This window comes from Butyricicoccus sp. AF18-9LB, from assembly GCF_027684505.1.
Classification (GTDB): domain Bacteria; phylum Bacillota; class Clostridia; order Oscillospirales; family Butyricicoccaceae; genus Agathobaculum; species Agathobaculum butyriciproducens.
This window is the reverse complement of sequence record NZ_JAQCWA010000010.1, coordinates 70127-92863: the sequence shown is the minus strand read 5'-3', so window position 1 is coordinate 92863 and position 22737 is coordinate 70127. Positions and strand designations below refer to the sequence as shown.

22 protein-coding genes, 1 tRNA gene and 1 riboswitch are annotated in these 22737 nt (G+C 58.3%); of the genes, 8 read left to right on the top strand and 15 right to left on the bottom strand.

The genetic code is table 11. The features are described 5' to 3' along the window. Positions 1–347 precede the first annotated feature (347 nt). The 13 genes from PGY33_RS08180 to PGY33_RS08120 all read right to left on the bottom strand — a co-directional run bounded on the left by PGY33_RS08180 (position 348) and on the right by PGY33_RS08120 (position 11115). The gene (locus PGY33_RS08180) at positions 348–935 is read right to left on the bottom strand and encodes a hypothetical protein (RefSeq protein WP_270478147.1); all 588 of its coding nucleotides are present in this window, start codon (positions 933–935) and stop codon (positions 348–350) included. Further along, on the bottom strand, positions 923–1648 hold the full coding sequence (locus PGY33_RS08175) for a sigma factor (protein ID WP_270478145.1): 726 nt from the start codon (positions 1646–1648) through the stop codon (positions 923–925). The genes PGY33_RS08180 and PGY33_RS08175 overlap by 13 nt, the downstream gene beginning before the upstream one ends. Before the next feature lie 424 nt (positions 1649–2072). Next, positions 2073–2285: an S-layer homology domain-containing protein gene (locus tag PGY33_RS08170; RefSeq protein WP_158580230.1), complete on the bottom strand. Its 213-nt coding sequence runs from the start codon at positions 2283–2285 to the stop codon at positions 2073–2075. A 179-nt stretch (positions 2286–2464) separates the two neighbouring features. Then, complete coding sequence (gene fliB / locus PGY33_RS08165) at positions 2465–3583, bottom strand: flagellin lysine-N-methylase (protein WP_270478143.1); 1119 nt, start codon at positions 3581–3583, stop codon at positions 2465–2467. Positions 3584–3613: 30 nt separating this feature from the next. Next, positions 3614–3871: a hypothetical protein gene (locus tag PGY33_RS08160; RefSeq protein ID WP_118478474.1), complete on the bottom strand. Its 258-nt coding sequence runs from the start codon at positions 3869–3871 to the stop codon at positions 3614–3616. A gap of 56 nt (positions 3872–3927) precedes the next feature. Further along, positions 3928–4569, bottom strand: a complete 642-nt coding sequence (locus PGY33_RS08155; protein ID WP_118478472.1) for a DUF4373 domain-containing protein — start codon at positions 4567–4569, stop codon at positions 3928–3930. 352 nt (positions 4570–4921) lie between these two features. Then, positions 4922–5012, bottom strand: a tRNA-Ser gene (locus PGY33_RS08150). A 382-nt stretch (positions 5013–5394) separates the two neighbouring features. Next, positions 5395–6021, bottom strand: coding sequence for a cytidylate kinase-like family protein (locus PGY33_RS08145; protein ID WP_117751971.1), 627 nt, complete (start codon positions 6019–6021; stop codon positions 5395–5397). Between the two features lie 83 nt (positions 6022–6104). After that, a complete protein-coding gene (locus tag PGY33_RS08140; protein WP_118285663.1) occupies positions 6105–6812 on the bottom strand; it encodes an ABC transporter ATP-binding protein in 708 nt (235 codons plus the stop codon). Positions 6813–6829: 17 nt separating this feature from the next. After that, entirely contained in the window at positions 6830–7588 is a 759-nt protein-coding gene (locus PGY33_RS08135) for an ABC transporter ATP-binding protein (RefSeq protein ID WP_117751972.1), read from the bottom strand. A gap of 3 nt (positions 7589–7591) precedes the next feature. Further along, a complete protein-coding gene (locus PGY33_RS08130; RefSeq protein ID WP_270478138.1) occupies positions 7592–8674 on the bottom strand; it encodes a branched-chain amino acid ABC transporter permease in 1083 nt (360 codons plus the stop codon). 12 nt (positions 8675–8686) lie between these two features. Then, complete coding sequence (locus PGY33_RS08125; protein ID WP_116704605.1) at positions 8687–9568, bottom strand: branched-chain amino acid ABC transporter permease; 882 nt, start codon at positions 9566–9568, stop codon at positions 8687–8689. A gap of 362 nt (positions 9569–9930) precedes the next feature. Beyond that, the gene (locus PGY33_RS08120; protein ID WP_270478135.1) at positions 9931–11115 is read right to left on the bottom strand and encodes an ABC transporter substrate-binding protein; all 1185 of its coding nucleotides are present in this window, start codon (positions 11113–11115) and stop codon (positions 9931–9933) included. A gap of 378 nt (positions 11116–11493) precedes the next feature. Between PGY33_RS08120 and PGY33_RS08115 the strand changes: the two genes are divergently transcribed. Continuing rightward, on the top strand, positions 11494–12165 hold the full coding sequence (locus PGY33_RS08115; protein ID WP_118668120.1) for a M23 family metallopeptidase: 672 nt from the start codon (positions 11494–11496) through the stop codon (positions 12163–12165). On the opposite strand, the gene PGY33_RS08110 is transcribed toward PGY33_RS08115, so the two are convergent. Continuing rightward, positions 12150–12689 carry a hypothetical protein gene (locus tag PGY33_RS08110; protein ID WP_270478134.1) on the bottom strand — a complete coding sequence of 180 codons (540 nt, stop codon included), beginning with the start codon at positions 12687–12689 and terminating at the stop codon, positions 12150–12152. The two genes, PGY33_RS08115 and PGY33_RS08110, sit on opposite strands and share 16 nt — an antisense overlap. A gap of 250 nt (positions 12690–12939) precedes the next feature. On the opposite strand from PGY33_RS08110, the gene ispD reads away from it, so the two are divergent. The 5 genes from ispD (at position 12940) to PGY33_RS08085 (ending at position 16527) form a co-directional block, all read left to right on the top strand. Beyond that, entirely contained in the window at positions 12940–13656 is a 717-nt protein-coding gene (ispD, locus tag PGY33_RS08105; protein WP_118360805.1) for a 2-C-methyl-D-erythritol 4-phosphate cytidylyltransferase, read from the top strand. A gap of 1 nt (position 13657) precedes the next feature. Next, a complete protein-coding gene (gene ispF / locus PGY33_RS08100; protein ID WP_117751979.1) occupies positions 13658–14131 on the top strand; it encodes a 2-C-methyl-D-erythritol 2,4-cyclodiphosphate synthase in 474 nt (157 codons plus the stop codon). A gap of 82 nt (positions 14132–14213) precedes the next feature. After that, a complete protein-coding gene (locus PGY33_RS08095) occupies positions 14214–14408 on the top strand; it encodes a DUF951 domain-containing protein (protein WP_117488760.1) in 195 nt (64 codons plus the stop codon). Then, positions 14402–15163, top strand: a complete 762-nt coding sequence (udp, locus tag PGY33_RS08090) for a uridine phosphorylase (protein ID WP_110435086.1) — start codon at positions 14402–14404, stop codon at positions 15161–15163. Before PGY33_RS08095 ends, udp begins: the two co-directional genes overlap by 7 nt. After that, positions 15160–16527: an MATE family efflux transporter gene (locus PGY33_RS08085; protein ID WP_270478131.1), complete on the top strand. Its 1368-nt coding sequence runs from the start codon at positions 15160–15162 to the stop codon at positions 16525–16527. Before udp ends, PGY33_RS08085 begins: the two co-directional genes overlap by 4 nt. A gap of 355 nt (positions 16528–16882) precedes the next feature. Here PGY33_RS08085 and metK read toward each other — a convergent pair whose 3' ends face one another. Then, entirely contained in the window at positions 16883–18070 is a 1188-nt protein-coding gene (gene metK, locus PGY33_RS08080; protein WP_118360809.1) for a methionine adenosyltransferase, read from the bottom strand. Between the two features lie 80 nt (positions 18071–18150). Beyond that, positions 18151–18255, bottom strand: a riboswitch (SAM riboswitch). A 252-nt stretch (positions 18256–18507) separates the two neighbouring features. Between metK and PGY33_RS08075 the strand changes: the two genes are divergently transcribed. Then, positions 18508–21489, top strand: coding sequence for an acyl-CoA dehydratase activase (locus PGY33_RS08075; protein WP_270478127.1), 2982 nt, complete (start codon positions 18508–18510; stop codon positions 21487–21489). Then, positions 21467–22735, top strand: a complete 1269-nt coding sequence (locus PGY33_RS08070) for a 2-hydroxyglutaryl-CoA dehydratase (protein WP_330673808.1) — start codon at positions 21467–21469, stop codon at positions 22733–22735. The genes PGY33_RS08075 and PGY33_RS08070 overlap by 23 nt, the downstream gene beginning before the upstream one ends. Positions 22736–22737: the final 2 nt, after the last annotated feature.

The window sequence follows — 22737 nt, the reverse complement described above, 5'->3', positions numbered from 1 at the left end:
GCCTTTGAGCTTTTTATCTGTGCGGTCATTGTACTGTACATGTTCCTTATAAATGCGCGATGACCGCTTGGGTAGCCTCCAAACGGTCATCGTCCAAAAAACGCTGATTTAATGGAAAAGGTCTGACCGCTGCGCACAGCGTTTCCCTTTTTGTATCTTTATTATACCACACGAGCGCATGTTGTCAAGCGGCGTGATTTGCCGTAAATGCGCGATGACCGCTTGGGTAGCCCCCAAACGGTCATCTAACAAATGACTACTTAGAAAGGGTCTGACCGCTGTACACAGCGTTTCCCTTTAACAAAATTATACCACACTCCCGCGCAAAGTCAAGCGCGGGAGCATTTTTATGCCCGCTCTGCGCTCTCACTCTGCCGGCTCTCTCCCGGAGCGTTCCCCGGTTTCTCCGGCGGCTGCACCCTCACCTCGGGCGGGTTTCTCTTATCGCCGGACTGCCGGAACCGATCGTCAATATGCTCACGGAGCCGTTCGGCGTGGCCGCTGCTGCGCGAGGTCACGGTGATGCTGACGCGCTCGCCTTCCTTTGCTTCCTGCCGGACGGTATGCTCCACCGCCTTGTCAATGTGTACAAACCGCGGAATTTTGCCGTCCGGCGGCTGCTCCTTGCCGGAAACGCGGGCGCCGAGCACCTGATTGAACCGGTTTACCGTATACTCCACGCTGTCCGAGCCGCCCACGACGCTGACGCTGGCATACGGCTCATACGCGGCGTACACGCCGGTGGTCGCCATGCCGCACAGGACAGCCACGCACGCCGCCCAGGTCAGCGGCTTTTTCCACCGTCTGCGGCGCTTCGCCGGAATTCGAATCTCCTGTCCGACCGCTCTGTTCTTCGCGTCTACAAGGTGAACTGTGCCGTCCTCCGCGAGTGCGGCGGCCTTTCCCGCTCGAATATCCGTAATTATCGCACGCATTGCTCTGCCTCCTTGCGCATGGTCTGCAGATAGGTGCAGAGGATGGGGTAATCGCCGTCGATGAGCAGCGCCGCCGCTACAATATAATCCCGGTGACGGATTATCGTCCGCGCCGACACGCCGCACTGCTGTGCGAGCGCCTTGATCGGCAGGCTGTGCGCGCTCTGCATGGACGCGAACAGCACCGGCGAATGCAGCAGTGTGCCGACCGCCACGGCGCAGCTGCGGCGCGTCTTGTCCGACTTGGGCGGGCTTGCCGCTAAATCATAAAACGCGAATCCGTACTTCTCAAACACCGTGTTTGCCGCCTCGATTTCCTCCTGTGCGCTGACCGGTTTGGCTTCGCTCATCTGCTCCGCGACCGCCTGCTGCATGGCGGCGTCCGCGCTCTCGCGGTCCACCGTGCCGTCGAACGTCTGCGGGGCAAGCGGCGTTTCCACATCAAACCGGTGCTGACTGCGGTAGTGGTCGGCAAGGCGTCTGCCAATCACAAGCGATGCATACGCGCCGAACGGCCCGCTTTCCGGGTCGTAACCCTTGATGGCTTCGTAGAAGGCCAGCAGCGCGACCGAGTATTCATCGTCGCTGCGCGTGACCGCAAAGCCTGCGTGCCTGCTCGCGCACCGGAGAACGAACGCCTCGTGCGCCTGAATGAACCGCTCCAAAAACGGCTCGTCCGTGCGTGCGCGGACTGCCTGTGTGCTCGTCTGCATGCCGCCGCCTCCCTTCCTTTGATATGAGACTATACCGCTATGTGGTATAGTCTTATTCTAGATTTGCTGTGTGTTGAAACGGTGTACCGACTGTTACCGTTCTGCGTAGACTTGCGTATAGTTTGAAGGACACAGACAGCAAAAAGCACCGCAGAATACAAGCTGCGGTGCTCTTTCATTCGTTCAGGCTGTTGCTTTCTCGTTCTCTTCGCGCGTTAGCGCGCATTCAATAGGATTGCATTGCAATCCATAAAAACGGGGAGCATGTATCTGCGCAGCGCGGTCAAGAAACCGCGCAAGGATAGCGCAAATTTTTATACTTCTGGAGGGAGAAAGTTTCAACCAACGGGCGGAACTTTCGGACGACTTTGGAACGGCCCACGGTCCGTTCCTGCTTGTCGGCGAAACTGTAGTTTCGCGACAGTCAGAGTGCTGCGAAACGCTGCAGCATCGCCGCGCACTCCGCGCGGGTAGCCGTTGCCTTGGGCGCGAGTGTCGAGGACGTTTTACCGGTCAGAATGCCGTTCTTGACACACCACTGCACCGCCTTTTCCGCATACGCGGAAACCGAGCCTGCGTCCGTGTACGCGGACAGGTCTGCCGCGCCGTCCGGCTCGCCTGCATAGCGGTACAGCATGGCGGCAAGCTGCTCACGGGTGATATTAGGGAAAGGTAGGAGTCCAAAGAGGAAGGGAAACCGCAGGTGTCCCTTCTTTTTTGCCCCCGCGGCGGGTGCCGCAGTCTCCCGCGCTCCGCAGAGCGCAACTTCCTCGCTGAACAAAAACACCGCAGACCCCCAGTCCGCGGTGTTCTGTTTTATTCCATTTCGTCAAGGACGGAAAACGCAGCAAGCTGCTCGGTATTGTCCTCGTTATACTCAATCTCGCGCGAGTACGCCTTGCAGATGCAGATCTGCGCCCAGTGCGTGAGTTCCCCGTTGGCGAGCCACTCGTACACATCGAGCAGCTGAATGACCGCCGTGCTCACGAGCGCCAGCTGCACCTTGTCCTGCACGGCGTCGTCCCCGAGCGCCTTCATAAAGTGCCGGTACAGGAAGTACGTCAGCAGGTTATCGTATTCATGGCGTTTGCCCTGATACGCCTGCAAAAAGTCATTCCTGCGGGCGATAATCTCCGGCAGGCGCGCCTTTGCGCCGGTCAGCAGCGTGCGCCAGTCGTCCTTGTTGATCTCAAAGCCGAGCAGCAGCTCGAGCAGGCTCGTGAGCGTGCTCTCCCGCCAGAACGCCTGCGACCACGAAGCCGTGTCCTCGTCCGTCTCGTCTGCATCCTCGTCCTCGGGGAACGGGAACAGCAGGTCGTCGTACTGCTCCTGCTGCGCCTTTGCCGTGCGGTAGAGCCTGTCCGCCTTTTCATCGAACGGCGCGTCCTCGCACGCCAGCCGGAACAGCGCATCGCGCATGGAAAACAGCACGTTCTCCAGTTCGGTTTCCGCCTCCGTGCCGGTTTCGGATACGCCGTCCGCCTCGGTCACGTCAAACGCCGGTGCACCTGTCTGCGCGAGAATCAATTCGGCGGCAGCCTCACAGCACAAGCCGAGACCGTCCTCACGGCCGTCCGAAAACCACTCGTAATACCGCGGGTGGTCGGTGCAGATCTGCGCCATTTTGTCCTCGCCTAAGCGAAGCAGCACCTCGCACAGGTTGCAGTCGTTCAGCAGCGGACACCGCTCCTCGGCGTCCAGTCGAAAATGTGCGGCCTCTCCGGTCTGCTCGTCCGCAGGCGCAATGCTCGCGCGCAAACGCTCGCCAAAATCGCCGGGAACGGTCTCGTAGTACGCAAGGGAATCCTCGTCTACGTCGATCTCCCAGCCGATACAGCAGTTTTCCGTGCAGTCCGAGCCGATGCACCGGAATGCCTTGTAATACGCAGGACGGCGAATGTAGCCCATCCTAATCACCTCTCTTGTCTGTCTCATTATAGCAGACGCGGGCGCGGTTGAAAAGGGTTATGACGGCACCGCCTTCTCCCTTGTGTACCGCTTGACCCGCTCGTACCATTCCCGATCGAACGCGGACAGCTGTTCGCTCGACGGCCCGATTGCAGGCTGCGCCGGTGCGGGCTTTGCCCGTTTCTGCATATCCTCAGCGGTGAGAATGCCGTCACGCTCGCAGTTCTGCAGCAGCGTGCGGAAATACCCTGCCGGATTGCGCGGTGCATTCTCAGCCGTCTGTCGGGCGGTATCTAAAAACACCTCACGGTGCATACCCTTGTTCTGCAGCCTGCGCAGCTCCAGACAGAAATTATGGTCAAACTTACAATTCAGTTTTTCTTCCAGTTCGGTCGTCCGACCAGAATCAGCCGTAACTGCTTTCTCTTCTCTGGTCTGCTCTGCTCTACTGTACTCTGCTCTTCTGTCCTCTGCTCTTCTCTGCTCTGTGGATTTTCGGTACAATAAATCGCATTTTCCGTACGATAAATCGCATTTTCCGTGCGGGAAATAAATGCACGCAGCACAAAAGACTTGCCACTCGGATTCTTCTCCCGCATTTCCTGCTCGGTGAGAAGCCAAATGTCAAAATTGATGGGAACTGCATTGCGCGTCACGGTCGCCAGAAAATACCCCATCTGTATTCTTTTGGATGTGAGAAAGCCGCGTTCATATAACGCAGCATGGAACAGGCCGCTTGCCGCCAGCTGATCGACTACGGCGGCCAGTGTTTCGATCGTCACGTTTTCCAGTCCGGCGGTGTACTCGCGGAGCTGCCACAGCGTGTCCTCGCGGCCCTCGCCGCTGTAGGCGATGTAGTAGCCCTTGTCGCCGTAGGCAATATCGAGCAGGCATTCGTACACATACGGCCCGAGCACGCCGAATTTCTGCCGTGCGGCTCTCAGCTTCGGGTCACGGTACAGGCCGATGTCGCGCGGCCACCAGTCCAATCCAACTTTTCTGTTTCTGCCCATGTGAGCACCTCCCTTTACCCTACCGCCGGAACGGATAAAAAATTGACCGCAAATGGTCAACTCCGAAAAATATTTTCCGGGAAATCAAAAAAACATCCCCTGTTCACAGTCAGAGGATGTTAAAATCTGTTCGCAGCCCGCGCGTAAGCGCGTATTCAATAGGATTGCTCTGCAATCCGAAAAAACCGGGAGCATGTATCTCGGTTTTTTCACTTCCGGAGGGAGAAAGTTTCTGCATAGGAACTTTCGGACGACTTTGGAACGGCCTACGGTCCGTTCCTCCTTGTCGGCGAAACTGTAGTTTCGCGACAGGTAATGCAAAAAGAGCTGAAACCAACGTTTCAGCTCTTTATGGCGGAGAGTTAGGGATTTGAACCCTAGAGACGCTCATCACGCCTACACGATTTCCAATCGTGCGCCTTCGACCACTCAGCCAACTCTCCATCTTGTTAAGTTGTTGTCGTTTTTGATGACTCATCGCTGACGACTTGTTTAGTATATAACAGAATCCCCGTTTCGTCAACCCCTTTTTTTTAATTTTTTTGAAAAAGTTTTTTCAGGTCGAATCTGCACCGTTTTCCTGCCGTGGTTTACCGTTGCTATCCGATCTGTACACGTTATCCCGTAGGGGAGCACATTGTGCTCCCACGTTATGGTTAACCGGATGTGTGGCCGTTCCTTGCACAGGCTCCGGTCGTGCTGCGGGCGAACAATGTTCGCCCCTACGGGATAATTATGTGCAGGTGGTACACATACGGTAAATCCTTTCAACCGCCAAGCGCAAAAAAGAAAACCGCCTGCTCTCGCAGACGGCTCTCCCCTCATTTACTTCTGAAACTGCTCGCGCACTTCCATATACTTGATGATCTCCTCAACCGTGCCGTCAAAGCCGAGCACGCCGCTGTTGAGCGACAGATCATAATTCCGCGCGTCATACCAGTCGTGGCCGGTGTGGTGCTTGTAGTAGCGGGCGCGGTACTCGTCGATCTCGGCGATCTTCTTTGCCACCTCGTTCTCGGGCAGCGAGTCCACCTTCATGGCCTGCTCAAGACAGAAATCCTTGTCCGCATGGACGAACACGCGCACAACATCCGGTCGGCCTGCCAGAATATAGTCGGCGCAGCGGCCGATCATAACGCACGGACCCTGATCCGCCAGCCGGCGGATGATCTTCACCTGATAGGCGAACAGCGCCTCATCCTTGAGGTAGGACTTGGACGAGTCGTTCGGCACGGGCGTGTTGCCGTGATAATGCGCGCGCAGGCGCGTCAGAAAATCGCCCTTGAGACGCTCGTCCGAGAACAGCATGGCGTTTACACCGCTGTCCTCACTCGCCATGGTGATGATCTCGCGGTTGTAGAACGGAATGCCCAGCTTGTCCGCCAGCATCTTGCCGACCGTCTTGCCGCCCGAACCGTACTGGCGCGCGATGGTGATAACGTATGGTTTCATTATTTTTACCCCCTTTTATCAATGGGTCACGTTTTCCGCAGGGCGGGGTGCGGTCATCCCGCCCTACGATGCAAGGATTACCTTTATTCTCCCAGATAAGCCTTCTTAATAGAGTCATCATTCAGCAGATCGGACGCCTTGCCGGTCTTGACAATTTTGCCGGTCTCAAGGACGTAGCCTCTGTCCGCGATGGACAGCGCCTTCTTTGCGTTCTGCTCTACCAGCAGGACGGTGGTGCCTGCCTTGGACACTTCCTCGATGATCTTGAAGATTTCGCCTACGAACAGCGGCGACAGACCCATAGACGGCTCATCGAGCAGCAGGATGCGCGGCTTGCTCATCAGCGCACGGCCCATTGCGAGCATCTGCTGCTCGCCGCCGGACAGCGTACCGGCTGCCTGATTTTTACGCTCCTCCAGACGCGGAAAACGCTCGTAGACCATTTTCAGCGACTCCGGGATCTCATTCTTCGGGCGGGTATACGCGCCCATACGCAGGTTCTCCGCAACCGTCAGACCCGCGAACACGCGGCGGCCCTCCGGAACGTGGCTCATGCCCAGCTTTACGATGGCATGACCCGGCTTGTGCGTAATATCCTTGCCCTCAAACGTCACCGTGCCGCCCTTCGACGGCAGCAGACCCGTGACCGTGTGCAGCGTGGTGGTCTTGCCGGCGCCGTTCGCGCCGATGAGCGCTACGACCTCGCCCTCGTTTACCTCGAAGGAAACGTCGCGCAGTGCATGAATCAGGCCGTAATACACGTTGATGTCCTTTACTTCCAACATTGCCATACTTGTTTCCTCCTTTCTTATTCGCCCAGATACGCCTTAACGACTTCCGGATTGCTCAGCACTTCCTTGGGCGTGCCCTCAGCGAGCAGACGGCCGAAGTTGAGCACATACAGGTACTCGCAGATGCCGGAGACCAGCTTCATGTCATGCTCGATGAGCAGAACGGTTACGCCGAACCTCTTGCGGACGATTTCGATCGTCTCCATCAGCTCCTCGGTCTCGTTCGGGTTCATGCCCGCGGCAGGCTCGTCGAGCAGCAGCAGCTTGGGGTTGGTAGCCAGCGCACGCGCGATCTCGAGCTTGCGCTGCTTGCCGTACGGCAGGTTGGCTGCCTTGTAGTCGGCTACGCCGTCCAGGTCGAACACGCGCAGCAGCTCGAGCGCCTTTTCGTCCATCTGCTTCTCCTTTTTGCGGTAGGAGCCGAGGTGGAACATGCTCTCTGCGAACGAGTAGGTGATCTGATTGTGCAGACCGGTCTTTACGTTATCCAGCACGCTCAGCTGCGAGAACAGGCGGATGTTCTGGAACGTACGGGCAACGCCCAGTTTGCAGATTTCATGCGGCTTTTTGCCGATGAGGTTCTGTCCGTCCAGACGGATGCCGCCGTCAGTCGGACGGTACACGCCGGTCAGCATATTGAACGCGGTGGTCTTGCCTGCGCCGTTCGGGCCGATGAGGCCGACCAGACCGCCCTTTTCGATTTTCATGCTCAGCTCGTCAACGGCACGCAGACCGCCGAACGAAATGCCGAGCGAAGTAACTTCCAGCATTGCCATGGCTTACGCACCCTCCTTCTTGCCGCCAGCCTTTTCGGCCTTTTCCATCTGACGCATTGCGCGCTTCTCCAGCAGGCGAACCTTGAAGGAGGAGTTGTTGAACAGCATCATTGCAATCAGCAGGATTGCGTAGATGAGCATACGGTAGTTGCTCAGGCCGCGCAGCAGCTCGGGCAGCAGCGTCAGCAGCGCTGCGGCGATGATAGAACCCCAGATGTTGCCCAGACCGCCGAGAACGACGAATACGAGCACCAGAATGGAGGTGTTGAAGTCAAACTTGGCAGCGGTTACTGTGGAGAAGTTCATCGCGTACAGCGTGCCCGCCATGCCTGCGAACGCCGCAGAGACCACGAACGCGAGCAGCTTGTAGTGCGAGGTGGAGATGCCGATGGAGTCAGCGGCGATCTTGTTGTCGCGGACCGCCATGACAGCACGTCCCGTGCGGCTGTTTACAAAGTTCAGCACGAAGAACAGCGTAACGAGGATGAGCACAACGCCCGAGGTGAAGGTGGAGAGCTTGGTGACGCCGGATACGCCGATCGGGCCGTTAATGATCATCTTGCCGCCGTCGCCCAGCTGGAAATTCTGGTTGACCAGGCTGAAATGCAGACCGGCATCATCCAGACCGAGATACATAACGTTTACAATGTTTTTGATGATCTCACCGAAGGCGAGGGTTACGATGGCGAGGTAGTCGCCCTTGAGGCGCAGCACCGGCACGCCGACGATGACACCCGCAATCGCCGCAAACAGTCCGGCAACGACCATGGCGACAGCCAGACGCAGCGGTGCAAGCGGGATCGCATCCGCCAGACAGGTGGTGGTGACAATGCCCGCAAACGCGCCGACCGACATAAAGCCTGCATGGCCGAGCGACAGCTCACCGAGGATGCCGACGGTCAGGTTGAGCGAGATCGCCATGACAACATACGAGCAGATCGGCACGAGCAGACCCTTGATCTGGCTGGAGATGCCGCCGCCCGCGATGGCTGCCTGCACGATGATGTACGCAATGATGACAATGCCGAAGCACAGCAGCGTGTCACGTCCGCGCTTGGACGCAGCATAGGATTTTAACTTGTTCATATGACTGCCCCCTTAAACCTTTTCGCTGACGTGCTTGCCGAGCAGGCCGTCCGGCTTGACCAGCAGCACCACGATGAGCACTGCGAACACGATCGCGTCCGACAGCTGCGTGGAAATGTATGCCTTGGCAAAAATCTCGATGATGCCGAGCAGAATGCCGCCGATGAACGCGCCCGGAATCGAGCCGATGCCGCCGAATACGGCAGCGGTGAATGCCTTGATGCCCGGCAGAGAGCCGGTGGTCGGCATCAGGGTCGGGTACGCGGAGCACAGCAGCACGCCCGCGATGGCTGCCAGACCCGAGCCGATCGCAAAGGTGATGGAAATGGTCGTGTTGACGTTGATGCCCATCAGCTGGGCCGCGCCCTTGTCCTCAGAAACCGCACGCATCGCCGTACCGACCTTGCTCTTGCCGGTGAACAGCATCAGAGCGACCATGATGACAAGGCAGGCCGCAATGGCAACGAGCGTCACCTTGGAAATCTGCATCTGACCGCCGAACAGGCTGAGCGCCTCGCCGGTAACGACCGAGGTAAAGGTCTTCGGGTTGGAGGACCAGATCAGCAGCGCCGCATTCTGCAGAAAGTACGAAACGCCGATGGCCGTGATCAGCACCGCCAGCGACGGCGCCATGCGCAGCGGCTTGTAGGCAAGTCTCTCAATAACAACACCGAGCGCGGTGCAGACAATAACAGCCAGCACAACGCCCATCCACGCCGGCCAGCCGAGATAGGTGGTAGCGCAGAAGCACATGTAGCCGCCTACCATGATAACATCGCCGTGCGCGAAGTTCAGCATTTTTGCAATGCCGTAAACCATCGTGTAGCCGAGTGCGATGATGGCGTAGATGCTGCCCAGACTGATGCCGCTGATCAAATGATTCAAAAAGCTCATGGTTTGGAACACCTCAAATCTTTATTTCTCCTGTTTATGAAATGGGGCAGTGGTTCGGCAATGGTCAAGCCACCGCCCCACCCCATAACTTTCGGTGGATGATACCTTCTCCGCAGGACACCCCGCCCTGCGGTACAGGTATACCTCTTTATAATAGCGGTAAAGGAGGACTGCTTCCAGACCTCCTTCACTCGCCCTTGCGTTCTTAATATGTCCCGGGCGAGCTTTGCCCGTCCGGGACACCGCTGCCCGCGCCATCGCGGCGCGACACCTTTGCCGTGCAAAGGTGAGGGGGTTATCCAAAAAAGTTTCTACGGAACTTTTTTGGTATCTAAGGGGGGCTCTGCCCCCCTTAGAGGGTCTTACATACCAACGTAAGCGCCGTTCTCGATAACCATGCCCTTCGGGGACTTGGATACGGCACCGGTCTCATCCCAGGTCATGCCCTCGCCGGTCAGGCCGTCAAAGGTCATGGAGGTGAACTGCTCGATCATCTTGTCGCACAGGTCCTCAGCGGACATATCCGGCGTAGCGCCTGCATTCTCGAGTGCCTGCTTGTAAGCGTAAACACAGTCGTAAGCGTCGGCTGCGAACTGGTTCGGGGTCTCGCCGAACTGCTCCTTGTACTTCTTAACGAAGGAAGCGGTCTTTTCATCGGTTGCGTCTGCGTTGAACGGGGTCAGCAGCATAACGCCCTCGGCCAGCTTGGGATCAAAGCCTTCCATGGTCAGAATGCCGTCCATGCCGTCTACGCCGAAGAACTTCGGCTTGTAGCCCATTGCGTTTGCCTGGGTCAGGATCAGGGATGCCGGCTGATAGTATATCGGCAGGAATACCAGGTCAGCGCCCTTGCTCTTTGCTTCGTTCAGCTGAACGGAGAAGTCGTTCGCGGAAGCATCGGTGAAGGTCTTGTCGGAAACGACCTCGAGGCCCTTGGTCTTTGCCTCTTCTACGAACTTGTCGTGAATGCCGGTGGAGTAAACGTCATCGTTCTTCCAGATGATCGCAACCTTGGTGCCGAGCTTCTGCTCTGCGATGTACTGTGCGGATGCGGTGCCCTGGTTCGGGTCCATAAAGCACATCTGGAATACGTTGTCCTTGCCCTCGGTTACTGCAACGGAGGATGCGGACGGGGTCAGAGCGAAAATGCGGTCGCTGTAGTTCTCAGCGGCGGTAGCCTCGCACGGCTTGGAGGTTACGGAGCCGAGGGACAGCTGCATGCCCCAGTCCTTCAGGGTGTTGTAGGCGTTTACCGCCTTCTCTGCGTCGCTCTCGTCGTCCTGATAGTTCAGCTCAAACTGAATATCGCCGCCCTCAGCGTTGATCTCGTCAACCGCGATCTGTGCGCCGTTCTTGCAGGCATTGCCGTAAATAGCATTCGCGCCGGTCAGCGGGCCGGTGCCGCCAATCTTGAAGGCAGTACCGGAAGCGGTGCTGTCGGAGCCGCTGTTCTGCGAATCGGAGCTGCTCGAAGCGGAACCGCCGCAGCCGGTCAGCGCCGTAGCCAGCATAGCGCCGGCAAGGAGCATACTGAGTGTTTTCTTCATGGTGAAATCTTCTCCTTTGTTTCCCCCGAATCGGCATATCCTATCGGGTGTCTTGGATTATGCTTCACATTATACTACCATTTCCGAATTTCGGCGCACTTTTTTTGCGCTGAGAATACAATTTCAGATAATCTACTGATTATCTTTTGAGTAACTTTACGTTTTTTGTATCTTCTCACAAGAACACTTGTCCGCCCCGCAAGGATTCCTGCAAATTACTTCCATTCTGCCGTCATTTTTGCAGGGAGAGCCTGAAAATTTTTTCTCACGCTGAGAACATCATAGACCTTCTTCGCTATTCATAAGATATTCGTAGGGCGGGGTGCCCTCGCCCTGCGGTGTTCATTCAATCTGTGCAACATTTCAAGGAGGTACCCCATGACCGAAAAACGCCACGGAAAAGGACTGTTATTCATCGTAACGCTGGTTCTCGCTGCCGGTGTGATAAAGTACGCCGATATCCCCTTCGCGCAGACCGTGCGCGAAAAGGCGGCTTCCGCCCTGTCCGGCGCGGCAAATGCTGACCATGTTCTTGCGGTATTCGGCGGCTCTGCCATGCCCGCAGATACCGTTCCTGCGGAATCCTCCGGCGGTGCGGACGATATTTTAGACCGCGACCAGACCCTGTTCCCCGACACGGTTGACCAGACCGTCTATCCGATGGAGTTCGAGCACGCCACGCCGACTTCCGGCACGCTGACGTCCTCTTTCGGCAGCAGGCTCAGTCCCATCACCGGTCAGCCGGGTTTTCACTACGGGCTTGACCTTGCCGCAGACGAGGGCACGCCCATCACCGCCTTCGCGGACGGCACGGTGCGCGAGACCGGTGAATCCGGCTACGGTCTGTACGTCATTGTCGATCACGCGGACGGTTTTGCAACCTTATACGCGCACTGCAGCAGCATTTCCGCCAAAGTCGGTGATACCGTCACCTGCGGCGAGCAGATCGCCAAGGTCGGCCAGACCGGCAACGCCACCGGTCCGCACCTGCACCTCGAGCTGTGGCACAACGGCGCAGCGCTCGATCCCGCCGACTATCTCGCACTGTGAGCCGGATTCAGGTCCGCGACGGCTTTCTTGTGCTCATGGCTGCGCTCTGGTGCGCGGATGAGAGCGGCGTGCTGCCCATTTTCCTGCTGGCGGCGGCTGTACATGAGTGCGGACATCTTTTCGTCATTCGGCTGTCCGGCGGCACGGTGCACGCCCTGTGCCTGACCGCCTGCGGCGCTGTCCTGCGGTGCAGCCTGCCGCCGTCGCCGTTTTCGCGCGCCGCCATCTGCCTCGCCGGACCGGCGGCCAGCTTTGCGCTCACCGCACTGGCGAACCCGCTCGGCGCGTACCGGCTTGCCGGCGCGAGTGCGCTGCTCGGGCTGTTCAACCTGCTGCCTGTGCCCCCGCTCGATGGCGGCATGGCGCTCCGGCACCTCGCGGACGGGCGGTTTACACGCCTGCTGAACGGGATTGCGGGCGTGTCCGTTCTCGTCCTCCTTGCGGGCGGCGTCCTCCTGTGGAAGTCGGGATTTGGCGGATGGCTGTTTCTCGCTGGATTGATGGTCGCCGCATGTAACCCGCATACACACGCGTAACCGTAGGGGCGAACCTTGTTCGCCCACAAACCGTTCGATTTTACGCTGTTCGGGAGCACACTGTGCTTCCCTGCGGGATAATCGTTGCAGATGAAGCCGCTCCGGAGTGCCCCGCCCTGCGATAAATTCTCACAACCCTTGTAAATTTTGCCGAAATCGTGTAAAATAACGGTACAAAGATTTATCCAAACGAACCAAAAGGCTCACAAAGCCTTTTGATAGAAAGGACCGAACAATTATGCTGGGAAAACGCAGAAAAAAAACTGATCTCCCCGCCGTATGCGCTGTTATCGTAGCGGCAGGCTCCTCCCGCCGCATGGGCGGCGAAAACAAGCTGCTGCTCGAAATTGACGGCGTACCCGTCCTCGCACGCACGCTTTCCGCCTTCCAGAAATGTGCCGCCATCCGCGATATCGTGCTCGTCTGCCGTGAGCAGGACATCATGCCCTATACCGAGCTGGCGAAGGCCTTCTCCATTGACAAGCTGTGCACGGTGACGCGCGGCGGCGAGACCCGCACGGAATCCGTTCTCGCGGGCATCACGGCCGCACCGGAAAATGCCGTGCTCGTTGCCGTACACGACGGCGCCCGCCCGCTCGTCTCCGAGGCCGTTATTACCGAGGCGGTTACCACCGCCGCCGCGTGCGGTGCTGCCGCGCCGGTCGTTCCGGTCAAGGACAGCATCAAGCGCATCGAAAACGGCAATATCGCCGCCGATGTCGCCCGCGACACGCTTGCCGCGGTGCAGACCCCGCAGGTATTCCGCAAGGACCTGCTCCGCCGTGCGCTGACCTCGGCTGCCGAGCGCGGCTACAGCTTCACCGACGACTGTGCGGCTGTCGAGTCGCTCGGCACCATCGTCAAGGCGACCCACGGCAGCTACCAGAACATTAAGATCACCACGCCGGAGGACATTCTCGTTGCGGAAGCGCTCCTCACAAGGGAGGACAAGTAACATGCGCATCGGACACGGTTACGACGTACACAGACTGGTCTCCGGCAGGCCGTGCATCATCGGCGGCGTGAACATTCCGTTTGAGCTTGGTCTGGACGGTCACTCGGACGCGGATGTGCTCACGCACGCCGTCATGGATTCCCTGCTCGGCGCGCTCGCGCTCGGTGACATCGGCAAACATTTTCCGGATACCGACCCGCGCTACAAGGGCGCGGACAGCATCGCGCTGCTGCGGCACGTTGCCGCGCTCGTGCGCGAAAGCGGCTGGCAGCTCGGCAATTTGGATGCGACCGTGCTCGCGCAGGCGCCCAAGCTCGCGCCGCACATTCTGCAGATGCGCGAAAACTTAGCGGCCGCCATCGGCTGCGCGGTCGAGCAGGTTTCGGTCAAGGCGACCACCGAGGAGGGACTGGGCTTTACCGGCTCCAAACAAGGCATTGCCGCGCACTGCGTGTGCCTTTTAGAGCGAATCTGAACAGTCTTACATATACACTATACTATGATAATAAAGGTAACACCGCATAGCGGTATTGCCCCCAACAAAGGAAGTGATTCCAATGGATATACAGGTAAACGACATTCTTACCATGAAAAAACAGCACCCGTGCGGCAGCAAGCAGTGGCAGGTGCTGCGTATCGGTATGGATTTCAAGCTGAAATGCCTCGGCTGCGGGCATGAGGTCATGCTGCCGCGCAGCAAGGCGGAGAAAAACATCAGAACCGTAGAACGGGAGGGTGAAATCGTATGTTGATAGACGGCAGACAGATGCACATTCAGATCACCAAGGGCGATATCGGGCGGTACGTCATTCTGCCCGGCGATCCGGCGCGGTGCGAGAAGATCGCGCAGTATTTCGACGACCCGAAGCAGATCGCGCACAACCGCGAGTACACGCTGTGGACAGGCTCTCTGGACGGCGTTCCGGTTGCGGTATGCTCGACCGGCATCGGCGGTCCGTCGGCTGCCATCGCCATGGAGGAGCTGGTCGAGTGCGGCGCGGACACGTTCATCCGTGTCGGCACGTCCGGCGGCATTGTGGACAAGGTAAAGGGCGGCGATATCGTCATTGCCACCGGCGCCATCCGTCAGGAGGGCACGAGCCGCGAGTACCTCCCCATCGAGTTCCCGGCAGTCGCGGATTTTTCCGTTGTTTCCGCGCTGCATGAGGCGGCGCAGGCGCTCGGCTTCCCGTATCACACGGGCGTAATCCAGTCCAAGGACAGCTTTTACGGCGAAATCCGTCCCGCGCAGATGCCAATCGCGGACGAGCTGACCGCCAAGTGGAAGGCATGGAAGGCGGCAGGCGCGCTCACCAGCGAGATGGAGACAGCCGCGCTCATGATCGTCGCGCAGGTGCTCCATGTGCGGTGCGGCGCGGTACTCAACGTGCTGTGGAACGCGGACAACGACGATGCTCCCGCCATCCCGCCTGACGCCACCGAGCGCGGCGTAAAGGCCGCCGTGGAGGCCATCCGCGTGCTCATCCGTGAGGACAGCAAGGCATGAGTGAACAACAGAATCAGCAGACAGCGGCCCTCGGCACAGCACCCGTAGGGCCGCTGCTGTTTCGGCTGGCGCTGCCGACCATTACGGCACAGGTGGTCAACCTGCTGTACAGCATCGTGGACCGTATTTACATCGGACGCATCCCGCTCGAGGGCAAGCTGGCGCTGACCGGCATGGGTGTCACCTTCCCTGTCATCACGCTCATTTCCGCATTCGCGGCGCTGATCGGCATGGGCGGCGCACCGCGGGCGTCTATCGCGCTCGGCGCAAGGGAGCACGACCGCGCGGAACGCATTCTCGGAACGTGTACGGCGGCACTCTGGGCGCTTGCGCTCGTGCTGACAGCACTTTTCCTGCTGTTTCAGGCGCCGCTGCTCCGCCTGTTCGGCGCATCTGCCGACACCCTGCCCTACGCGATGCAGTACCTCAACCTCTACGTTCTCGGCACGGTTTTCGTGATGACGTCATTGGGTCTCAACGGCTTCATCACCGCGCAGGGCCGCTCGTCGGTTGCGATGAAAACCGTTGTCATCGGTGCGGTGCTCAACACCGTGCTTGACCCGCTGTTCATCTTCGTGCTGAAAATGGGCGTGCGCGGCGCGGCTGTAGCGACAATTATCTCGCAGGCGGTGTCTGCGGCATGGGTTCTGCGGTTTCTGACCGGAAAGCAGACGGTTCTGCGCTTAAAACGCGCGTATTTCCGTATTGACCGACCGCTTTTGGCGTCCGCGGTCGGTCTGGGTGCATCCCCGTTTGTCATGCAGTCAACAGAAAGCCTGCTCACCATCGCCTTCAACGTATCGCTGCAGAAGTACGGCGGCGACGCAGCCGTCGGCGCAATGACCATCCTGACCTCGGTGGCGCAAATGGTGCAGCTGCCGCTGACCGGTCTGGCGCAGGGCGCGCAGCCCATTCTCAGCTACGCCTGCGGCGCGAAGCGGCCCGACCGCATGAAGCGCGTCGTGCAGCTGAATCTCGCGGCGGCGTTCGTGTTCGCGTTTTCGATCTGGGCGGCTGTGCAGCTGTTCCCGCATACGGTCGTGCACCTGTTTACCTCGGATGAGGAGCTGGTCGAACGCACCGTCTGGGCGCTGCGCGTATACTTTGCGCTCGGATTTACCAATGCGTTCCAGACCGGATTCCAGCAGTCGTTTGTGGCGCTCGGCGAGGCGAGAATCTCGCTTTTTCTCGCGCTCGAGCGCAAGGTTTTCCTGCTGATACCGTTTATTCTGCTCCTGCCGCACTTTTTCGCGGATAAGCTGTTCGCCGTGTTCCTCGCAGAGCCGGTCGCGGATTTGCTGGCGGCAGCAACGACGACAACGCTGTTTTTGATTCGATTCAAGCAGATCACGCGAGATATGTGAGCCAATTTCCCTGCATCGGCTCAATCCCTGCCGCGAAATTTTGAGATACAAAAAAGGCTCCGGATATGCTCCAGAGCCTTTGAGGCTGTCGAAAAACTATCGTTTTCCGAGCAGCCTCTCGCTCGAAACCACGCTTTCGAGCGAATACTGAAGAAAAACCGCGCCCTGCGCGCACATTTTTTCTCCCCTTGTATAAATTCCGAGATACATGCTCCCGGAATTTATGAATTTGCTTCGCAAATTCTATTTTATGCGTGCTGTCGCACGAAACGCAATACGCCAATCTGACTTTTTTGACAGACTGAAAGGCTCCGGATATACTCCGGAGCCTTTCTCTATGCAATTTCAGCGCAAATTAACCGTTTACCGCTGCCTTCAGCGCCTCAACCTTATCGGTATTCTCCCACTTGACGCCAAGCTCCTCGCGGCCCATGTGGCCGTAGGCTGCCAGCTGCTTGTAGATCGGCTTACGCAGGTCAAGCTGCTCGATGATCGCCGCCGGACGCAGGTCGAACACCTTCTCTACGGCCTTCTCAAGCACATCGTCGCCAACAACGCCGGTGCCGAAGGTCTCTACCATGATGGAAACCGGCTCGGCAACGCCGATGGCATACGCCAGCTGAATCTCGCAGCGCTTTGCCAGACCTGCCGCAACAATGTTCTTCGCAACCCAGCGAGCCGCATACGCGCCCGAGCGGTCCACCTTGGTCGGGTCCTTGCCGGAGAACGCGCCGCCGCCGTGACGGCCGATGCCGCCGTAGGTGTCCACGATGATCTTACGGCCGGTCAGACCGGAGTCGCCGTGCGGGCCGCCGATGACGAAACGGCCGGTCGGGTTGATGAAATACTTGGTATTCTCATCCAGCAGATGGGACGGAATGACCTTCTTTACCACCTGCTCGATCATGTCCTTGCGAATCTGCGCGAGGGACACCTCCGGGCTGTGCTGGGTGGAAATGACAACCGTATCCACGCGGACAGGCTGATTGTCCTCGTCGTACTCTACGGTAACCTGGCTCTTGCCGTCCGGACGCAGATAGTCGAACATACCGTTCTTGCGTACCTCGGTCAGACGCTTTGCCAGCTTGTGCGCCAGAGAGATCGGCATCGGCATCAGCTCCTTGGTCTCATCGCACGCATAGCCGAACATCATGCCCTGGTCGCCTGCGCCGATGGCGAGGTCGGCCTCAGAGGCACCCTCCTTGCTCTCAAGGGAGTTGTCAACGCCGAGTGCAATGTCGGCGGACTGCTCGTCGATCGCGGTCAGGACAGCGCAGGTGTCGCAGTCAAAGCCGTACTTCGCGCGGTCGTAGCCGATCTCACGAACCGTGTCACGGACAACCTTCGGGATGTCCACATAGCAGGAAGTGGAAATCTCGCCCATTACCTGAACCATACCGGTGGTGCAGGTGGTCTCACAGGCTACGCGGGCATACGGATCCTGCGTTAAAATCTCGTTAAGAATCGCGTCCGAGATCTGGTCGCAGATTTTATCGGGATGGCCTTCCGTAACCGATTCCGAGGTGAAAAAATGATGTGCCATTAAGTATCAGTTCCTTTCTCCAGTTCATTTTCAGAGCATTAAAAAACGCTCCTCAGCGGGAGCGAAAAGTTCGTTTTGCTCCCTCATCTTTCGTATTCTTACGCCGGATTTGGCACCTTACGTTGCAAAACAACGCAGGTTGCCGGGTTTCACAGGGCCGTTCCCTCCACCGCTCTCGATAAGGATATGTATTCACTTACGCCGTATATTTTATATAAAAATTCCGGCTTTGTCAAGGGGTATTTTCGGCATCCAAGGAGAAAATCGCCGCATTGACATTTTCCGCTTGCACCGTTATAGTAATAGAGGTAAGAATTTGCCCTGCATATTTATCACATCATATGGCCTTCTCAGGCTGACGCACGGCAGCACTTACCCGCATTCACTTTGCGCCAGGGCGATACCTTATTATTGCCTGAACGGCGCTCTGTTTTGTTATGGGAGAGATCAAGGGTATTATGAATGTAAATGTTGGAATCGACATCGGCTCAACGACCGTCAAGATCGTCGTTGTCCGCGATGGAGAGATTATCCACAAGCACTACGAACGGCATTTTTCCAAGGTGCGTGAAAAGGCGGTCGAGCTGGTGCGCGCGGCGCGCGAGCTCATCGGCACGGACACGCCCCTCCGCTGTTCCATCACCGGCTCGGCCGGTTTAGGCGTGGCGAAAGCCGCAGATATTGATTTTGTACAGGAGGTGTTCGCCACCCGCAAGGCGGTAGGCGTGCACGTTCCGCAGGCCGATGTTGTTATCGAACTGGGCGGCGAGGACGCGAAGATCGTATTTCTCACCGGTCAGCTGGAGGAGCGCATGAACGGCTCCTGCGCGGGCGGCACCGGCGCTTTCATCGACCAGATGGCGGTCCTGCTGGATGTTACGCCGTCCGAGCTCGATGAACTCGCACAGGGCGCGGAGCGCATCTACACCATCGCGTCCCGCTGCGGCGTATTCGCCAAGTCGGATATTCAGCCGCTGCTCAACGAGGGCGCGCGCAAGGAGGACGTAGCCGCGTCCATCTTCCAGGCGGTCGTCAACCAGACCATTGCCGGTCTGGCGCAGGGCCGTGAGGTCAAGGGCGATGTGCTGTTCCTCGGCGGTCCGCTGTTCTTCTTCAAGGGCCTGCAGAAGCGCTTTCAGGAGACGCTGAAGCTGGATGATGCGCACGCGCACTTCCCGGCTCTCGCGCCGTATGCCATCGCGGCGGGCGCGGCGGAGTACGCAGGCGGCACGCAGAAGACCTACACGGTCGATTTGCTGCTCGCGGCGCTCGAAAAGGCGGCAGACGCTCCGGTCGTTGCCAACTACCTGCCGCCGCTGTTCGAGGACGAGCAGCAGTACGAGGAATTCAAGAACCGTCACGCCATGCACGATGTCATGACGCAGAACGTCACCATGTACGAGGGCGATGCATATCTCGGCATCGACTGCGGCTCCACCACCACCAAGCTGGTGCTCATCGGTGAGGACGACCAGATTTTGTTCCACCACTACCAGTCCAACAAGGGCAATCCGGCGGATGTTATCCGCGAGCAGCTCACCAAGCTGTACGAGCTGTGCGGCGACCGCGTACATATCGTGTCCTCGGCGGTCACCGGCTACGGCGAAGCGCTCATCCAGAACGCCTTCGGCGTGGATTTCGGTCTGGTCGAGACGGTCGCGCACTTCCGCGCGGCGCGCCATTTCTGCCCGGATGTTGATTTCATCATCGATATCGGCGGTCAGGACATCAAGTGCTTCAAAATCCGCAACAAATGCATCGACAATATTTCGCTCAACGAGGCGTGCTCGTCCGGCTGCGGCTCGTTCATCGAGACGTTCGCCCGCTCGATGGGCTACTCCATCGAGGAATTCTGCAAGCTGGGTCTGTTCGCCAAGCACCCCATCGACCTCGGCTCGCGCTGCACGGTGTTCATGAACTCCTCGGTCAAGCAGGCGCAGAAGGACGGCGCGGGCATTGATGCAATCTCCGCCGGTCTGTCGGTTTCCGTTGTCAAGAACGCGCTGTACAAGGTTATCCGCGCCCACTCGCCGGACGACCTCGGTCAGCACATCGTTGTGCAGGGCGGCACGTTCCTCAATGACGCCATCCTGCGCTCGTTCGAGCAGGAAATCGGCCGCGACGTGACTCGTCCGGCTATCTCGGGTCTGATGGGCGCATACGGCGCAGCACTGCACGCCAAGGACAACCGCAGGGACACCACCACGCTCATCGGCACGGATATCCTCGCAGGCTTCGAGCACAACGTGCGCTCCACGCGCTGCGGTCTGTGCGAGAACCACTGCAATTTGACGATTAACGACTTCGGCGGCGGCCGCCGCTTCATTTCGGGCAACCGCTGCGAGCGTCCGCTCGGCGGCACGAAAAAGGCCGACCTGCCCAACCTTTATAAATGGAAGCTGGAAAAGCTGAAAAGCTACGGTGAGCCGTCCGGCATTGCAAACCCGATTGCAAAAATCGGTCTGCCGTTCGGTCTCAACAACTTCGAGCTGCTGCCGTTCTGGACGGCATTCCTGCGTAAACTCGGCTTCGAGACCGTCCTCAGCGACGTTTCCACCCGCGATATGTACATGCAGGGACAGCATTCCATCCCGTCCGACACGGTTTGCTATCCGGCAAAGCTGATGCACGGCCACATTGAGAACCTGCTTGAAAAGGGCGTGGACGCGATTTTCTATCCGTGCATGACCTACAACCTGGACGAGGAACGCGCGACCAACCATTACAACTGTCCGGTCGTTGCCTACTATCCGGAGCTTTTGAAGGCGAACGTCTCCGCACTCGCGGACTTCGACTTTATGATGCCGTACTTTGAACTCGCGGACAAAAAGCACTTCACTAAGCACGCCGTTAAGTATTTCTGCGGCAAGTACCCGCAGCTTAAGAAAAAGCAGGTCATCGCCGCTGTCGAGGACGCATACATGGCGCAGGACGAATACTACATTGACGTTCGCATCGAGGGTCAGCGCGCCATCCGCTACGCGGACGAGCACGACCTTGACGTTGCCGTTATCGCAGGCCGTCCGTACCACGTTGACCCGGAGATCAACCACGGCATCGACCAGCTGATCGCGTCGTTCGGTCTGGTCATCGTGTCCGAGGACGCGGTCTGGCAGCTGACCGATGCACCCGAGGTACATGTGCTCAACCAGTGGACGTACCACTCGCGCATGTACGGCGCGGCGAAGTACGTCACCCAGAAGGAGAACGCCCAGCTCATCCAGTTGGTATCCTTCGGCTGCGGCATTGACGCCATCACGACCGATGAGATGCGCGCCATCTGCGAAAACGGCGGCAAAATTTACACACAGCTGAAAATCGACGAGATCAGCAACCTCGGCGCGGCAAAAATCCGTATCCGCAGCATGCTGGCCGCCGTAGAGGAGGGACGCAAGCTTGCAGAACAGCAAAACGCCTGAGGCAACGCCCGCATATTCCTACCCGCAGTTCACGGAGGAAATGCGAAAAACCTATAAGATACTGGTACCGAACATGCTGCCCGTGCAGCTCGGACTCATCTGCCGCCTGATGAAAAACTACGGCTATGACATGGAGCTGCTGCACACCGAGGGTCCGAACATCGCGGAGCAGGGTCTGCGCAACGTACATAACGACACCTGCTACCCCGCCCTGCTGGTCATCGGTCAGCTGATGGACGCGATCGAATCCGGCAGGTACGACATTCACAAAATCGCGCTCATCCTGCCGCAGACAGGCGGCGGCTGCCGTGCCTCCAACTATATCCACCTGCTCCGCAAGGCGCTGGAAAAGAACGGCTACGGCTTCATTCCGGTCATTTCGCTGAACTTTTCCGGTCTGGAGAGCAACCCCGGCTTCAAGCTGACCAAGACCATGCTCGTGCAGGTGGCGTATGCACTTCTGATTGGTGATCTGATTATGATGGTCGCCAACCAGTGCCGTCCCTACGAGATCGTGCCCGGCTCGACCGACAAGGCGATCGACATCTGCATGGACGCGGTCATCAAGCGCTTCACCGGTGAGCGCATGGTGCGCTACGGCGAGGTAAAGCACCTGTTCCGGTTCGTGCTGACCGTGTTCGGCAAGCTGAAGCTGGATAAAACGCAGAAGAAAAAGCTGGTCGGCATCGTCGGTGAGATCTACGTCAAGTTCTCGCCGCTCGGCAACAACCGTCTGGAAGAATTCCTGCTCAGCGAGGGCTGCGAGCCGGTGCTGCCCGGTCTGATGGACTTCTGCCTGTACTGCATCTACAACTCGGTCATCGACCACGAGCTGTACAGCCGCAACGGCAAAACCGCCGCCGTCTACAAGATGGTGTACCAGTTTGTGCTCGGCAAGCAGGCCGATATCATCAAAATGATGAAAAAGGACGGTCATTTCCGTCCGCCGATGCCGTTTGACGAGGTGCGCAAAAAGTCGCACGCCATTATCGGTCAGGGTGTCAAGATGGGCGAAGGCTGGCTGCTCCCCGCCGAAATGGTCGAGCTGATCAGCGAAGGCGTGACCAACATCGTCTGCACCCAGCCGTTCGGCTGCCTGCCGAACCACATCGCAGGCAAGGGCATGATCCGAAAGATCCGCGAGGTGTACCCGCAGGCGAATATCGTCGCGGTGGATTACGACCCGGGCGCGTCGAAAATTAACCAGGAAAACCGAATCAAACTCATGCTTTCGAGCGCAGAGTAAAG

Bases quoted from the DNA above. Each gene is read 5' to 3' on its own strand.
- PGY33_RS08110 (WP_270478134.1), bottom strand. From the start codon at position 12,689: ATGCGGGTTACATGCGGCGACCATCAATCCAGCGAGAAACAGCCATCC.
- PGY33_RS08145 (WP_117751971.1), bottom strand. From the start codon at position 6,021: ATGAAACCATACGTTATCACCATCGCGCGCCAGTACGGTTCGGGCGGC.
- PGY33_RS08115 (WP_118668120.1), top strand. From the start codon at position 11,494: ATGACCGAAAAACGCCACGGAAAAGGACTGTTATTCATCGTAACGCTG.
- ispD (WP_118360805.1), top strand. From the start codon at position 12,940: ATGCTGGGAAAACGCAGAAAAAAAACTGATCTCCCCGCCGTATGCGCT.
- PGY33_RS08095 (WP_117488760.1), top strand. From the start codon at position 14,214: ATGGATATACAGGTAAACGACATTCTTACCATGAAAAAACAGCACCCG.
- PGY33_RS08135 (WP_117751972.1), bottom strand. From the start codon at position 7,588: ATGGCAATGCTGGAAGTTACTTCGCTCGGCATTTCGTTCGGCGGTCTG.
- udp (WP_110435086.1), top strand. From the start codon at position 14,402: ATGTTGATAGACGGCAGACAGATGCACATTCAGATCACCAAGGGCGAT.
- PGY33_RS08125 (WP_116704605.1), bottom strand. From the start codon at position 9,568: ATGAGCTTTTTGAATCATTTGATCAGCGGCATCAGTCTGGGCAGCATC.
- PGY33_RS08175 (WP_270478145.1), bottom strand. From the start codon at position 1,648: ATGCAGACGAGCACACAGGCAGTCCGCGCACGCACGGACGAGCCGTTT.
- PGY33_RS08140 (WP_118285663.1), bottom strand. From the start codon at position 6,812: ATGGCAATGTTGGAAGTAAAGGACATCAACGTGTATTACGGCCTGATT.
- PGY33_RS08180 (WP_270478147.1), bottom strand. From the start codon at position 935: ATGCGTGCGATAATTACGGATATTCGAGCGGGAAAGGCCGCCGCACTC.
- PGY33_RS08130 (WP_270478138.1), bottom strand. From the start codon at position 8,674: ATGAACAAGTTAAAATCCTATGCTGCGTCCAAGCGCGGACGTGACACG.
- PGY33_RS08075 (WP_270478127.1), top strand. From the start codon at position 18,508: ATGGGAGAGATCAAGGGTATTATGAATGTAAATGTTGGAATCGACATC.
- fliB (WP_270478143.1), bottom strand. From the start codon at position 3,583: ATGAGACAGACAAGAGAGGTGATTAGGATGGGCTACATTCGCCGTCCT.
- PGY33_RS08160 (WP_118478474.1), bottom strand. From the start codon at position 3,871: ATGCACCGTGAGGTGTTTTTAGATACCGCCCGACAGACGGCTGAGAAT.
- PGY33_RS08085 (WP_270478131.1), top strand. From the start codon at position 15,160: ATGAGTGAACAACAGAATCAGCAGACAGCGGCCCTCGGCACAGCACCC.
- PGY33_RS08170 (WP_158580230.1), bottom strand. From the start codon at position 2,285: ATGCTGTACCGCTATGCAGGCGAGCCGGACGGCGCGGCAGACCTGTCC.
- PGY33_RS08155 (WP_118478472.1), bottom strand. From the start codon at position 4,569: ATGGGCAGAAACAGAAAAGTTGGATTGGACTGGTGGCCGCGCGACATC.
- metK (WP_118360809.1), bottom strand. From the start codon at position 18,070: ATGGCACATCATTTTTTCACCTCGGAATCGGTTACGGAAGGCCATCCC.
- ispF (WP_117751979.1), top strand. From the start codon at position 13,658: ATGCGCATCGGACACGGTTACGACGTACACAGACTGGTCTCCGGCAGG.
- PGY33_RS08120 (WP_270478135.1), bottom strand. From the start codon at position 11,115: ATGAAGAAAACACTCAGTATGCTCCTTGCCGGCGCTATGCTGGCTACG.